Origin of the sequence: Lactiplantibacillus xiangfangensis, from assembly GCF_001438845.1 — a bacterium.
GTDB lineage: Bacteria > Bacillota > Bacilli > Lactobacillales > Lactobacillaceae > Lactiplantibacillus > Lactiplantibacillus xiangfangensis.
In genome coordinates, this window is the sequence record NZ_JQCL01000013.1 from 23440 (window position 1) to 37119 (window position 13680).

13 protein-coding genes and 1 other annotated feature are annotated in these 13680 nt (G+C 44.2%); of the genes, 9 read left to right on the forward strand and 4 right to left on the reverse strand.

Annotated elements, in window-relative coordinates; genetic code table 11:
* Positions 1-71: 71 nt before the first annotated feature.
* Together IV64_RS01615 and IV64_RS01620 are read left to right on the forward strand one after the other, a co-directional pair.
* A complete protein-coding gene (locus tag IV64_RS01615; protein WP_057705420.1) occupies positions 72-836 on the forward strand; it encodes a MerR family transcriptional regulator in 765 nt (254 codons plus the stop codon).
* Positions 837-962: 126 nt separating this feature from the next.
* Complete coding sequence (locus IV64_RS01620) at positions 963-1559, forward strand: TMEM175 family protein (protein WP_083491533.1); 597 nt, start codon at positions 963-965, stop codon at positions 1557-1559.
* Between the two features lie 196 nt (positions 1560-1755).
* On the opposite strand, the gene IV64_RS01625 is transcribed toward IV64_RS01620, so the two are convergent.
* Together IV64_RS01625 and IV64_RS01630 are read right to left on the reverse strand one after the other, a co-directional pair.
* A complete protein-coding gene (locus tag IV64_RS01625; protein WP_057705421.1) occupies positions 1756-2433 on the reverse strand; it encodes an ABC transporter ATP-binding protein in 678 nt (225 codons plus the stop codon).
* A 12-nt stretch (positions 2434-2445) separates the two neighbouring features.
* A complete protein-coding gene (locus tag IV64_RS01630; protein ID WP_057705422.1) occupies positions 2446-3513 on the reverse strand; it encodes an ABC transporter permease in 1068 nt (355 codons plus the stop codon).
* 178 nt (positions 3514-3691) lie between these two features.
* Between IV64_RS01630 and IV64_RS01635 the strand changes: the two genes are divergently transcribed.
* The 3 genes from IV64_RS01635 to IV64_RS01645 all read left to right on the forward strand — a co-directional run bounded on the left by IV64_RS01635 (position 3692) and on the right by IV64_RS01645 (position 6576).
* Entirely contained in the window at positions 3692-4207 is a 516-nt protein-coding gene (locus tag IV64_RS01635; protein ID WP_057705423.1) for a YagU family protein, read from the forward strand.
* A 181-nt stretch (positions 4208-4388) separates the two neighbouring features.
* A complete protein-coding gene (locus IV64_RS01640; RefSeq protein WP_057705432.1) occupies positions 4389-5687 on the forward strand; it encodes a cation:dicarboxylate symporter family transporter in 1299 nt (432 codons plus the stop codon).
* Positions 5688-5898: 211 nt separating this feature from the next.
* The gene (locus tag IV64_RS01645; RefSeq protein ID WP_057705424.1) at positions 5899-6576 is read left to right on the forward strand and encodes a DUF554 domain-containing protein; all 678 of its coding nucleotides are present in this window, start codon (positions 5899-5901) and stop codon (positions 6574-6576) included.
* 231 nt (positions 6577-6807) lie between these two features.
* Here the strand turns inward: IV64_RS01645 and IV64_RS01650 are convergent, their stop codons facing one another.
* Together IV64_RS01650 and IV64_RS01655 are read right to left on the reverse strand one after the other, a co-directional pair.
* On the reverse strand, positions 6808-7314 hold the full coding sequence (locus IV64_RS01650) for a YueI family protein (RefSeq protein ID WP_057705425.1): 507 nt from the start codon (positions 7312-7314) through the stop codon (positions 6808-6810).
* A 90-nt stretch (positions 7315-7404) separates the two neighbouring features.
* On the reverse strand, positions 7405-8730 hold the full coding sequence (locus IV64_RS01655; RefSeq protein ID WP_237757292.1) for a sensor histidine kinase: 1326 nt from the start codon (positions 8728-8730) through the stop codon (positions 7405-7407).
* 440 nt (positions 8731-9170) lie between these two features.
* On the opposite strand from IV64_RS01655, the gene IV64_RS01660 reads away from it, so the two are divergent.
* The 4 genes from IV64_RS01660 to IV64_RS01675 all read left to right on the forward strand — a co-directional run bounded on the left by IV64_RS01660 (position 9171) and on the right by IV64_RS01675 (position 13265).
* Positions 9171-9941 carry a C39 family peptidase gene (locus tag IV64_RS01660; protein WP_057705426.1) on the forward strand — a complete coding sequence of 257 codons (771 nt, stop codon included), beginning with the start codon at positions 9171-9173 and terminating at the stop codon, positions 9939-9941.
* 401 nt (positions 9942-10342) lie between these two features.
* A complete protein-coding gene (locus IV64_RS01665) occupies positions 10343-11008 on the forward strand; it encodes a hypothetical protein (RefSeq protein ID WP_057705427.1) in 666 nt (221 codons plus the stop codon).
* 97 nt (positions 11009-11105) lie between these two features.
* Positions 11106-11304: a binding site (T-box leader), on the forward strand.
* A gap of 58 nt (positions 11305-11362) precedes the next feature.
* The gene (gene tyrS / locus IV64_RS01670) at positions 11363-12619 is read left to right on the forward strand and encodes a tyrosine--tRNA ligase (RefSeq protein ID WP_057705428.1); all 1257 of its coding nucleotides are present in this window, start codon (positions 11363-11365) and stop codon (positions 12617-12619) included.
* Positions 12620-12749: 130 nt separating this feature from the next.
* Positions 12750-13265: an ECF transporter S component gene (locus tag IV64_RS01675; protein WP_237757293.1), complete on the forward strand. Its 516-nt coding sequence runs from the start codon at positions 12750-12752 to the stop codon at positions 13263-13265.
* Positions 13266-13680 lie beyond the last annotated feature (415 nt).

The window sequence follows — 13680 nt, forward strand, 5'->3', positions numbered from 1 at the left end:
TTGGAATCAACCGCTTGACCCTGACGTGGCGTCACCCCTTATGCTAAGTAATGTTGAAAGGAAGGGTGACCATGACTTATCAGACAAAACAACTCGCTGATTTGGCGGGTGTCAGTGTGCGGACGTTGCGCTACTATGACCAGATTGGATTATTAAAACCAGCTTGGGTCGGGGACAATGGGTACCGGTACTACGAAAATGACCAAGTGAACCGACTACAACAAATTTGTTTGTACCGCGCCATGCAATTGCCGCTAGCGGAGATTCAAAAGTTATTGGCGCAAACTACTGATCAGCAGGTCGTCAGCCTTCAACAGCAATATCAAGCGTTATTGCAACAGCGGAAACATTTAGATCAATTGTTGACCCTGGTGCAGACGACGATTCGAACTCAGCAGGAGGAAACAACGATGAATAATGATGAAGCGAAGTTTAAGGTGTTTAAAGCGGCTCAGTTAGCTCAAAATGAGGAACAGTACGGGGATGAACTCCGAGAACGGTACGATGAACCAATAATCAAACAGTCTCAGACCAAGTACGCAAATTTGAGTGCGACCGATTATCAGCGCATGCAAGCCATTGAAGCCGAGTTGGTGACCGATTTAGCCGTATTGTTAAAGCAACCGACGTTGGATGATGGATTAGCACGGCAGGTGTATCAGCTTCACCGGCAGTGGCTCAGCTTTGCGTGGCCCCATTACACGGCGACAATGCACCGCGGTTTAGCTGATATGTACGTAGCCGATGACCGGTTCATCCAGTACTATGATCAGCGTGCCGGCGTTGGTGCGACCGCGGTACTGGTTGAGAGTATTAAAAAGTATGCGCAGGATTAGTCAGTTAAAATAGTGCCCTGATAGAATGATCACATTCTGTTCAGGGCACTATTTTATTTGGCCAAACGTTGGCGAGTGGTATATTTAACTTAGTTAATCAGATTACTGAATTAAGGGGTTGGCAAGATGAATAAAGGACGGGTCGAAGCGTTTACTGATGCTGTGGTGGCCATTGTATTGACGATTATGGTATTGGAGTTTGACGTGCCAAATGAGCCGACATTTGCGGCCTTGGCGGAGAATGGGAGCTATTTGATTGCGTACTTGATTAGTTTCCTGTTTATTGGCGTGGCGTGGTATAACCACCATTATATGCTGACGCTAACGAAACATATCACGAAACGGATTTATTGGCTGAACAACTTTTGGATTCTCACGATGTCGTTACTACCAGTGTCGACGGCTTGGGCTGGAAAATTTATTGATCAGCCGCAACCAGAATTATTCTATTTCATTATCTTTATTTTATGGACAATTGCCTACGCGGTACTCTCACGTGCAATTGCACAGGCTAATGTGGCCGATCATCCTAAAATTACGGCGAAGATTCAAGCGATGCCGGCTTATCGCATTCATGCCAACGTTTTTTTCTGGGTGATCGCGGCAATCGTGGCTCTTATGATTATCTTTGTCTGGCCGCCGTTATCAATGGTGTTTACGGTGATTGAACTAATTTTGATGGCGCTTCGCACGCCCGCTGACAGTGATAAGATTGCTGAGTAAAGAGTGGGCCAAAGGCGGTTAGTTTGTGAGCATTAACATAAAATCAGCGACTATTCCTAGGATTGGAATGGTCGCTGATTTTGGGTTAAGCGGAACAAACGGTTTTTTTGAGTTTTGTAATGCCAAATACTGATAGTTGAAATGGGTGACAAAAGACACGCTTGTTGTTTTTCTATGATGAGAATCAAAAGTCCCGTTAATCGGTTCGGGTCATCTTACCGTCTTCAATGCGATAAACGACGTCACAATTACTAATTAGACGCTGATCATGGGTGACCATGACGATGGCTTTATTGTGGTGATGCGCTTCGTCAGCTAATCGTTTAACGACGTCGATTGAACGGGGGGTATCCAGACTAGCGGTTGGTTCATCGGCAAGAATCACACTCGGGTTATTGTAAAGCGCCCGTGCAATGGCCACCCGCTGGCGTTCACCACCGGACAGTTCGTTAGGATAAGCATCCTTAACGTCGCTTAAGGCCAGTTCATCGAGCAACTTTAAGGTTGCGGATTTTTGAAAGGTGCGGCGGGCCATTTTGTCGACCAGTTTGAACTGCTCAGTGACGGTTAAAAAGGGAATCAAGTTGGAACTTTGAAGAATGAAGCCAATTTCATTAAAACGGTAGGCCAAGCGTTGCTTCTCACTCTGTTGTGTCAAGGCTTGCCCGTTGAGAAGAACTTTGCCGCTAGTCGGGGTTTGTAGCCCGGCCGCAATGGTTAAAAAGGTACTCTTTCCAGAACCGGAAGGCCCAATGATAGCTACAAATTCCCCGGCGTTGACCCGAAAGTTGGCGTCAGCAAGTGCGGTGACCGCAGTATGACCATGGCCAAATTCTTTATTGATATGTTGTAATTCTAAAACGCTAGTTGACATATTGAGTCCTCCTTATCCGATGGCAACAACGGGATCGATTTTGGCAACGGTTCGCCATGAAAGCAAAGCGCCAACGACCGCTGCACCTAATAACGCCAAGCTATAGATGCCAAAGGCTTGCCAGTTGATTACGAACGGCAATCCGGCCGGCATGATTTGCGCTAAGCCAACGGTGATGGCGAGGCCTAAGCCGATGCCAATCAGCGCCATGACGACACTTTGACTGAGTAGTGCGGCGATGATGTGGCTGGTTCCAATGCCTTGGACTTTCAAAACGCCAAATAAAGCCTGTTTCTGAAGGGTCAAGACGAACATGAAAATCCCGATGACTGCTAAGGCAATCACGAATAGGAAGTAAATCATGGTATTTAACGTGAGTTGTTCAGCACTGTACCCCGGAAGGTTCTCAATAAAAGTGGCGATACTCAATCGTTGTAAGTTGCCGTGGTGCGCTGTCTTGAACTGACTCTTTTTTGTCACGAATGCGTTGATTGGTTGTTGCTTACCAGTCGTAATGGGACTGTCTTTTAAGCGGTTCAGCGTTGACGTATCCGTGTAGACGGTCGGCGCAATACTGTAAGTACTGCTGGCGTAAGTCCCCACGATTTTAACGGTTCGTTTCGTTGTCCCGATGCGGACCTTTTGACCAACGTGGTAGCCTTTGTCCTTGAGCGTTGCCGAAATTAATAACTGGTTTTTACCATTGATTTTATGGCCGCTAATAACAGTGGGCATCAAGAAGCTGTTACGGCTAGTCCCGAATGCGCTAGCCGTTGTTTTTAAGTGGTTGGTGCTTGTCCGCAACGTTCCGGACAAGTTTGACAGGGGCGCAACCGTGTTACCGTCAATATGCTTTTTATCGGCCAACGTTAATTGTGAGGCTGATAACGTTTGGTTGGCATTCTTATTCAGGTAGACGGTGGTTGCGTGCCACTGATCGACGGCTTGCCGGTTCCCGTTAGAAAGACCATTCGCTAATCCCGCTAACATGAAAACGACGAGGGCAATCAGTAACAGAACCCCGCTCAGTAGACTGTAGCGGAGCTTTTCGTGCCACATTTCCTTTAATCCTAGATACATGCTACGAACCTTCTTCCAATTTGGTTTATCAAGTGATAAATGAATATCAGAAGCATAACACGCTTAATTCTAAAATTCAAATTTTTATTTATTAATTGATAATTTGAGCTTAATTATTACGAACTTATCAGGAAGGCTGGTATGATGAAGTTATTGAATAGAGAGGCAGGTTTTATTGATGACTAAAAAGTGTTTTAACCACCGTGCGGCCATGATTGCGGGCGTTACTGGCGGAATTATCTCGGGATTAGTTAAGTTGGGCTGGGAGAATATCTTGCCACCGCGGACACCTGAACGGGATCAAACCAATCCACCACAGCAACTCCTTCAGCAAGTGGGGGTTCCTGCAAGCGTGACCCATGCGACTTATTCGTATTCAGGGCATGACTTACCGGTAGTTAGTTACATGATGCACTTTGGTTTTTCGACAACCTTTGCCGTTGCATATAGTTTGTGGGCCCGGAAGCATCCGAAGGCCAAAGCGGGGAGCAGTGCTTTATTTGGGCTCGGCATTTTCAGTGCGTTTCATCAGGTGATTTTACCGGCACTGGGGACCATTCCCGCAGCTAAGGATCAACCCGCAACGGAGCACGTTTCGGAAGCCCTTGGCCACGTTTTATGGATGTGGACCGCTGACTGGGTCAGTGCGACGGTTTATAACCGCTTAACAGCTGATAAGAAAAAAGCTAAATAATTAAGATCAGGACGTTTCCACCGGCAGTTATTGGGTGGAAACGTTTTTTTACATTAGTGAATTCTAATTAGGCTCTCATTTAATTAATGATTGTGCTAAAATGTTAATATTGTTGCACAAAATTAGTGAAAATATTCAGTAATTAGAACGGGGCGAATGGGTTTTGAAAACAGAAACACAGATGAAACGGTATCACCGATTTCGGTTGAGTTTAGGATGGCAAATCCTGATTGGGCTAGTTTTGGGGATCGTGTTAGGTGTCATCTTTTACGGTAACCAAACGGCCATTACGGCGATGCAAAATATTGGGACGATGTTTATTAGTCTGATTCAAATGATCGTATTACCAATCGTGGTGGCGTGCCTGATTACCGGGATCGCCAACATGGGTGATTTAAAGAAATTGGGTCGAATCGGTGGTAAAACCATCATCTACTTTGAAGTGATGACGACGATTGCGATTGCTTTAGGACTATTGATGGGTAATATTTTCCACCCCGGAGATTACATCAATATTCATCAGTTACACGCTTCTAATATTAGTCAGTACGTCCAAACCGCCAAGACGGTTTCCCATAACGGGGTCTGGTCAACTATCATGGGCATTATCCCAACGAACGTCTTCAAGTCGTTGTCTGCGGGCGATATGATTCCGGTCATCTTCTTTGCCGTGTTCTTCGGCCTGGGGACCGCCGCGATTGGTGAGCAGGGTAAGATTATTTTGAACTTCATGAATGCCGTTGCCGAAGCAATGTTTAAAGTGACAAATTGGGTCATGCATACGGCACCGATTGGCGTCTGTGCACTGATTGGGGTTACGGTCGCACAAATGGGGTTAAAAGCCTTGGCACCGTTGGGCTACTTCATTATTCTAGCGTATATCACGATGGCCATTTTTATTGTCGTTGTTATGGGGATTGCTGCGCGTTTGTTTGGTTTGAACATCTGGCACTTGTTACGAGTGATTCGTGATGAAATGGTGTTGGGCTTTTCAACGGCGAGTTCGGAAGCGGCCCTACCACGGATTATCGATAAAATGGGCAAGTTCGGTGTCAGTGAAGGCATCGTGTCCTTCGTGATTCCGACTGGTTACACGTTTAACCTGGATGGTTCAGCTATTTACCAATCATTGGCCGCGTTATTCTTGGCGCAAGCGTACGGGATCCACTTGTCATTGAGTCAACAAATTACGTTATTGATCGTCTTAATGATTACGTCAAAGGGGATTGCGGGCGTACCCGGTGCCTCGTTTGTGGTCTTGTTAGCCACTATCTCGACCATTGGGGTTCCCGTACAAGGGCTAGCCTTTATTGCCGGAATTGATCGGTTGGTTGATATGGGCCGGACCGTGGTCAACGTGGTTGGTAATTCACTAGCCGCGGTAATTATTGGTAAATCAGAACATGAATTTGATGAGCCACAAAGTGAGCGCTACTTGGCAGAGGTCCGTTCGGGACACGCAACTAGTGCGGCTAAATAGAAAGAATGAGTCTGGGCCTAATAGCTCGGACTCATTTTTGTCACAAGCTAAAGAAGCTTAAATTTAAGGATTAGTGTCGGTTGTATCCTAAGCCAATAAATTAGCTACTTGTAAGTTATTCCGGTTACCACTGATTGATTACGGGATTACGGTTGACTCTCAAGCTACTTGAGACTTTATAATGGTGTATAAATTCTGATGGGGTGAAGTGATGATAGGAACAATTTTTAACGTTGGGATGATTTTAGTTGGTTGCACGATTGGAAGCTTATTTAAGCACGGAATCAAACCAGCGTACCACGAGATTTTAATGCAAGCACTGGGACTGGCCGCCTGTATGATTGGGATTAATGCGGTGGTGCAGCGCATGCCGCAAAGTAAGTATCCGGTCTTGTTCATTGTTAGTTTGGCGCTGGGCGGGCTCATTGGGCAGGCGTTAGATTTACAAGGCCGTTTTGACCGCCTTGTGGGCCGGTTTTCAAGCGGCAACTTATCGGAAGGCTTGGCGACAGCGGTACTACTGTATTGTATCGGGTCCTTATCAATTTTAGGACCCATTGAAGCCGCACTTAAACATGATTATACGTTCTTATTTACGAACGGGATGTTGGACGGAATTACGTCGATCGTACTGGCGTCAACGTTTGGGTTTGGAATTGCAATCGCTGCGGGGGTTCTATTTATCTGGCAAGGCTCACTGTACGTGTTGGCGCTCGTATTGCAGGGCGCGTTAAGTACGGCTATTTTAAATGAGATTACCATTGTTGGGGGTATCTTAATTCTGGCATCGGGGTTAGGGCTACTGAAGATTAAGCAGATCAATACGTTGAATTTATTGCCAGCGCTGTTAATTCCACCATTGGTCATTAGTGTGTGGCAACTGTTCTAGAACTTTTATGATTAAACCAAAAAAGGGGCTGGGACAAAACTCAAAAAGCCAATCAGAAAAAAATTCTGGTTGGCTTTTCCTACTGTTATGGTCGAAACGTGGTCCAAAAGGCAATTTGTTCCGCTTAACCCGAAAGCAGTGACTATTCCAAAACCCAGGAATAATCACTGCTTTCACGTTAATGCTCGCAAATTAACCGCATTTTGGTCCACTCTTTTTAGGTTTAGTTGATTAGTTAGCTAGGTGGTGTCGTTCGCGGAATTCGCGCCGGTTACGTTCCAAATGCTTGTGGATTTTTTCAATCAGCAGTTCGTGTGCAGCGGTTGATTTGCAAGGTGTCGCAATTTCCGGAAAGCGGACATCGATGTTGATCGTGTCTGGGGTAATCGCAGTTTTAGCAGCCAACGCGATGGCGAGACTATCCGGTGTGTGCTGATACATCAGGTCATTGCGAATGGCAAACTTAATATTTTGCTGGTTGGCAAGTCGAACGTAACGGTTGAGAATGTCTTGATCCAAAAGGCCGTGTAGTAGTAGTTGATAGTCGGGGTGGGCCGTCATTTCTGTTTGAAATGCGGCAGAATAATCACGGGTCAGTGCTTGGGTAAACGTGGCGCCCAGGTCGATGCGTTCGTGAAACGTTCCCAAATTACGGTGCTGTTCGTCTGGATGCAGTACCGGAGTACCAAACATAGCGGATTGGAGGTGCTTATCCATTTGCTCATCAGATAAAGACATGGCGGTCAGTTCCTTTCAGAATATGAAGTCTTATTACTATCATTGTAGTAAAGAAACCGCTTTTATCAAACAAAAATTTCTAAAAATTGTTTAACGTTTCACATTTAAGCAGGCCAAAAACGTGTCATCCTTGATTTTATAAGTGACGTTGAGCTGTTTATTTGCTAACTGTTCAATGCTAGTCAGTCCGTAACCTAAGTGTCCAGGCTTAGTCGTGAAGCGACTTTTGGAGATGCGATCTAAGTCAACGGTATCGTTAGCCGGAAATTTATTTTGAATTCTAAAGGTTACGGCCGCCGCCGTTGTCTCAATGGCTAAATGAACTTGATGATCAACTTTAATAGCGGCGTCAATGGCATTGTCCAGTAAGTTACCCAAAATTCGAACAAGCTTGACCTGGTCCGTTTCCGGAAGGTCAACGGTTTGCAGGAGTGAAATTGATAGGGTGACGCCGAGACTTGCTGCGGATTCGTACTTCGAATAGATCAAACCGCTGAGTGCCGGGGCGTGTAGGTAGCGTAATTGTTCAGGCGCACTTGTCGCTAATTTTTGATCGTTTGGTAGGACTTCGCGTTCAAAGTAATGTTTTAAGCCAGCCATATCGTCTTTTTGGATATATTGCGATAGGCTGAGCAAAACGTTTTGATAATCGTGTTTGAAAAGGTGTAGTTCTTGATTGCGGTGACTGAGGAGGATGTTATATTGAGAAACTTCGCCGAGTAGCTGAGCATCGGATAGCCGGCTGTTTTTACTACTAACTAAGTAGAAACTGACGATACCAAAGATGATGCTGGAAGCCACGGCAACGTACATTTGGGAGACGACGGATAGTTCCATGGCATAAGCGTACGCCAGAATGTAGAGCCCGTAGCAGAGGAGCACCAGTAAGTAGTCGCTGCGGTCAATTTTAGCGTGCTGAAAGAAATCAGCTGCGGCGGAGCGAATAACTAAGTGGTGAGCCCACAAGCCAATCAAAATGATGAATGGCAAACTGAGTGCGACGGCGTAAAACAAGTCCAGGTTAGCCGCAAAGATCTTTAGGCTAAGGGCTTGCCGCAAGCGCATTTCGAGACTAGACCCCATAATGACTTTGACTAAACTGCCGGAAAGTCCGCCAACTAAGCGTTTCAGTGCATTTAAAAAGACCACGATGGGTAGCGTTAAAATCCACTTAGTATAAAGCAGGCGGGTACACATGACCGTATTAAAGATCGTGATTGGGACAATCCAGAAAAAGACGAGTGGAACGTGTGGAAAAAGGGTCGTTGCGACTTGAGCAAAAACAGCGCCAAAGATCACCAGACCCGTCCAGACAGTGGCAATTCGCCAAGTCAGAAATTCACGGAAGGCTAGCATTAAAATCAGCATTTCGTACGTGCCGGAAAATAGCGATAAGATGTAAATCAGTATCTGCAAAAGATTCACCTCGTAAGGAATAATAATAGCCAAAAAACAGTTTGTTAATTGACATTACTATCATAAAACAAATTCTAATTATTATGAAAGAAATTTTTAATTTAGACGGAAAAAGTAGGAACTGGACAATTAATAATGTTTGGTTAACAGATACGGGCACAGATTTTTTAAAATTATAACTGTGCACCTCGATTCTAGAAGATTATCAAATTAAATACAAAAAATAACGATAGGAATGATTTAGCCCTAAAAATTGGTTCCTGCTAGGCGCAGTAAGCAGGAATGAAAATGGTGTTTTTTTAATTATGTCAGAGCAGCTTAATACTTAAAAAAGCTAAGATTCTAAAGGTGTTTTTATTAATTAGTTCATGGTATGATACGCATTGACTGTTAGAACTTTATTGTTCAATATTTTAAACAAGGAAACGGGTGGAAAGTGAATGCCAAGACATTTAAAGAGACGGCAACGACGACCATGGTCGTTGATCCTTATTGTTGTGGTACTTTTTGGGGTCATTGGCTTTACAATTACGCAGGGGTCGGACTGGATCGACGCATCTTTTGCTAACCGGTCATCGGCTAAACCGACTGCAAAAGCGCAGCCACAAAAGAAAGTTAATCAGGTCATGCTCGACGTGCCGCTAGTTAATCAGATGACGGCACCGAGTTTGTATAATGGTTGTGAAGTGACGTCGCTAGCGATGATGATGAACTACTACCACATTAATGTGACTAAAAATCAGCTAGCGGACCATTTGACAAGTGTGCCCATTACTTATGATAACGGGCAACACGGTAATCCGAATTATGGGTTTGTTGGGGATATCAATGGTAATGACCCTGGTCTGGGCGTTTACCATGGCCCTATTTATAAGGTTGCTAAGACGCAAACGAGTCACGTTAAGGATCTGAGCGGAGCTAGTTTTGATGCTGTGATTAAACAGTTGGAAGCTGGCCGCCCGGTTTGGACGGTTACGACGGTTGCGTTTGCGCCGGTTAGTTCAATGGAAAACTGGCAGACACCACAAGGCTCAGTCAAGGTTACATATGACGTACATAGCGTTGTCATTGTTGGCTTTAATCGTGCAAAGCAAAAAATCTACATCAATAATCCTTATGGTGAAAAACAGCAGGCCGTTGATTGGCAAGACTTCCAGGCTGCCTACAAGCAGATGGGTCAGCAAGCCATTGTGTTAACTTTGAACCATTAAACGAAAAAACAAAGTGAAAAGGTCGTTCAGAAATGTTAAATGTTTCTGAACGACCTTTTTGTGTCTGACTTCCAGATTTTTTTGGTTGCAATGGGAATTTGTTAACAAGCTGTAACTTAATTGCAATCGAATTGAAGTCGTTTTTCAGAAAAAAAGCGTTTATGATAAAAGAGTATATAAATATTAAAATAATCATGAATAGATTAACTGTTCTGGTAAGCTTAGTTGCCACAAATTCTGATAAATTCAGCTATTGCCATATATTTTTTGATATTATAGTATAAATGCGGTCGTGTACGGGAAACGGTATTATAAGTTGACCTATACCGGGGACTGCTGGTGAACAGGGGCACAAGCAACATCATTGTTCAGTGTTTGTAAAAATAGGGAGGACATTTTTTATGGATTTTAAGCGCAAAGTTAAATTAGGTATCGCAACTGCCACCGGTGCGCTGGTGTTAGGCTTAGTTGCCGTACCATCAGTGAACCACGTGTTGCACGCAGCTTCTAATAACGTTAGTTCGGTGAGTCAAACGGCGGCACCAACGAATGTAAAAGCTACGAATCAAACGGTCAGTGCGAAGAGCGCTAGCGGAACTAAGTCAAATTATAGTGTTAAGTATGTTAAGGCTGGCACTAACGCAACTACTGCTACATACAAGAATACGGACTATAACACCAAGAGTGACGCCAAGAATCAAGTGAACTATCTTGGTGCGACTCAGGGTGATACGGTTAAGTTGGATAATGGTGAAACGGCAACGGTTCAAGGAACTATGGGCCGGATCTACGTTCACTGGAATACTGGCAATTGGTCCGTTACAACGATTGCTAACACGGAAGACGTTGCTAAAGATCCAGCTAAGTTTGCCAACCAAGTAAATAATCAGATTCAAAAACAAGATTTAACGGATAAGAGTGTTACGAACGGTGCGGTCACGGTGTACAATCAAAGCCAATCAGGACAAGCTAACACTGTTAAGTGGCAAAAAGCGGACAAAGTGTCGCAAGTTCAAGGCCAACAAGCAAATACGGTCATTAAGATTGCAGCGGATGCCAAAAACTAGTCAATCAATGTAGCTTAGGTGTTAGGCCTAAGCTTTTTTGATCCCTTAAAACAGGATTGACTTTTAGCGTGGCAGTGCTTATCATGTTAGATAATAATTAAAAGTAGTGATCTTTAATTAGTAGTGGCTAACCCAACAGTTAAGCGACTCGGTGGATGGTGCGAACCGAGCTGTGGTTAGACACGAATTACATGAAGTGAACTGCCAATCGGCCGGATGATTTTCGTTATCAATCAATGAGCGATCACGTTAAGCGTGATAACTTGGGTGGTAACGCGGAAAAACTCGTCCCTGTTGTATAGACAGGGACGAGTTTTTTGTTTTTATTCGGACCTTAACTTAGGAGGAAAACACATGAACATTATTGACGATTTAAAGTGGCGCGGCGCAATCAATCAACAAACTGATGAAGCTGGTCTTAAAGAACTAACTGAAAAGCAGTCAGTTGCATTGTACTGTGGGATTGATCCAACTGGTGATAGTATGCATATTGGGCATTTGATTCCCTTTATGATTTTGAAACGGTTCCAGTTAGCTGGTCATCATCCATACGTGGTTGTTGGTGGTGGGACTGGTTCCATCGGTGATCCTTCAGGTAAGAACTCCGAACGGAAACTACAAACGATGGACCAAGTTAAACATAACCAAGACGGCCTGAACGCTCAGATGCACAAGTTGTTTGGTTCTGACAAAAACTTCTCAATTGTAAATAACTACGACTGGTTATCAAAGATTTCATTACTAGACTTTTTACGTGATTACGGGAAGTTGTTCAGTGTGAACAACATGTTGAACAAAGAAGTTGTGGCTAGTCGCTTGGAAGTTGGTATCTCATACACCGAATTTACTTACCAGATTCTTCAATCCGTGGACTTTTTACACCTTTACCGTTCAGAACACGTTCAGTTACAAATTGGTGGTGCTGACCAGTGGGGCAACATCACGGCCGGAACGGACTTGATTCACCGTTTGGAAGGTAACGACGCAAAGGCATATGGTTTAACGATTCCGTTACTATTGAAGGCTGATGGTACGAAGTTTGGTAAGACGGCTGGTGGTGCCGTTTGGTTAAACCCTGAACGGACGTCACCTTACGAATTTTACCAATTCTGGATTAACCAAGATGACCGTGACGTGGTCAAATACCTCAAGTACTTTACGTTCTTAAGTCATGAAGAGATTGATCGATTGGCTGAAACGGTGAAGACTGCGCCTGAAAAACGGGAAGCGCAACGGCGCTTAGCTGAAGAAGTTACGGAATTTGTCCATGGCAAAGAAGCCGTTGTGGAAGCTGAAAACATCACTAAGGCACTATTTACCGGGGATGTTCAGAATTTAAACGCCGATGAAATTGAACAAGGCTTTAAAGGAGTACCTTCTGCAGACGTTACTGCTGAAAAGCAAAACATCGTCTTGTGGTTAGTGGATGCAACTAAGTTTGAACCATCACGGCGTCAAGCACGTGAGGATATTCAAAATGGTGCAATTCGGATTAATGGTGAAAAGGTTACTGACTTGGATGCTGAAATTGATCCAACGGCAGCGTTTGACGGTAAGTTTGTCATTGTCCGTCGTGGGAAGAAGCGTTACTTCTTAGCACGTGTTAAATAAGACTAATGTTTAATTGGCTGGACCCTTGGCGGTTCGGCCTTTTTTGATGTTTTAATGACAATTTGTAGTAGAATTAAAACCATCGATGGGGACGGTGTAGTGAAGGGGTAAACTAGAGAGGATGAGTCATTTGGCAGGACAACAGCATCAAAAGGTTACCACGAGGCTAGTCACGACTTTGGGAATCTTAATTGCAGCAACGGTCGTGATTTCCTTGTTTTTTCATATCCCAGTTCCACTGACGCACGGCTATATCAACTTGTGTGACGCGGGCATCTTTATTGCGGCGTTATTGTTTGGCCGGCGTGGTGGTGCAATTGTGGGTGGCGCTAGTGGGCTATTGTTGGACTTATTATTAGGATATTCGCAGTATATGATCTTTTCGTTAATCGTACACGGGTTGGAAGGCTGGATTGCTGGACAATTCGGTGCGGGTCAACGAAAGGGACGTCAAGTCGTCGTTTTGGGGGTAGCGGTTGTTGTGATGGTAACGGGGTACTTTATTTCTGATTCCATTATGTATACCGTTGCGACGGGACTGATTGGAATTCCAACGAACCTCATCCAAGGTGTTGTGGGCGGCTTGATTGCTTTTCCAGTAGTTACGCAGGTTAAGCGGCACGTCAAAACTGAATTTAATGCCTAGTCTGGTGAATCATATTAAGACTGCAGTTTCAGGAACTGACCCAGAAGTGGTCAGTTCCTTTTTATGTGGAAATGAGCGTGTTTAGTCAGATGGTTTTACATAATTATGAAAAACGTCGTAAAAAATCATTGACAGTTTCATATTAGCTTGGTATATTAGTAAACGTTGTTGCAACGGACGACGACCGGTTAATTAAAAATTGTTGTTGACAATGATTTTGTTAATTGGTATGATTGTTCTCGTTGTCACAAGACAACTTAACGTTTGAAGCCAAGTTGAACAGCTTGAAAAAAAGTTGTTGACGGTAAGCGCTTTAAATGCTATGATGATTAAGCTGCATGAGGGAAACCGAAGCAGTCAATTAGACCTTTGAAAACTGAACAAAGTTTCGACAAATCAAATGTGTAGGGTCTCT

Coding starts and splice junctions, on each gene's coding strand:
- IV64_RS01630 (WP_057705422.1), bottom strand. CDS start 3,513: ATGTATCTAGGATTAAAGGAAATGTGGCACGAAAAGCTCCGCTACAGT.
- tyrS (WP_057705428.1), top strand. CDS start 11,363: ATGAACATTATTGACGATTTAAAGTGGCGCGGCGCAATCAATCAACAA.
- IV64_RS01635 (WP_057705423.1), top strand. CDS start 3,692: ATGACTAAAAAGTGTTTTAACCACCGTGCGGCCATGATTGCGGGCGTT.
- IV64_RS01645 (WP_057705424.1), top strand. CDS start 5,899: ATGATAGGAACAATTTTTAACGTTGGGATGATTTTAGTTGGTTGCACG.
- IV64_RS01640 (WP_057705432.1), top strand. CDS start 4,389: ATGAAACGGTATCACCGATTTCGGTTGAGTTTAGGATGGCAAATCCTG.
- IV64_RS01665 (WP_057705427.1), top strand. CDS start 10,343: ATGGATTTTAAGCGCAAAGTTAAATTAGGTATCGCAACTGCCACCGGT.
- IV64_RS01615 (WP_057705420.1), top strand. CDS start 72: ATGACTTATCAGACAAAACAACTCGCTGATTTGGCGGGTGTCAGTGTG.
- IV64_RS01650 (WP_057705425.1), bottom strand. CDS start 7,314: ATGTCTTTATCTGATGAGCAAATGGATAAGCACCTCCAATCCGCTATG.
- IV64_RS01625 (WP_057705421.1), bottom strand. CDS start 2,433: ATGTCAACTAGCGTTTTAGAATTACAACATATCAATAAAGAATTTGGC.
- IV64_RS01620 (WP_083491533.1), top strand. CDS start 963: ATGAATAAAGGACGGGTCGAAGCGTTTACTGATGCTGTGGTGGCCATT.
- IV64_RS01660 (WP_057705426.1), top strand. CDS start 9,171: ATGCCAAGACATTTAAAGAGACGGCAACGACGACCATGGTCGTTGATC.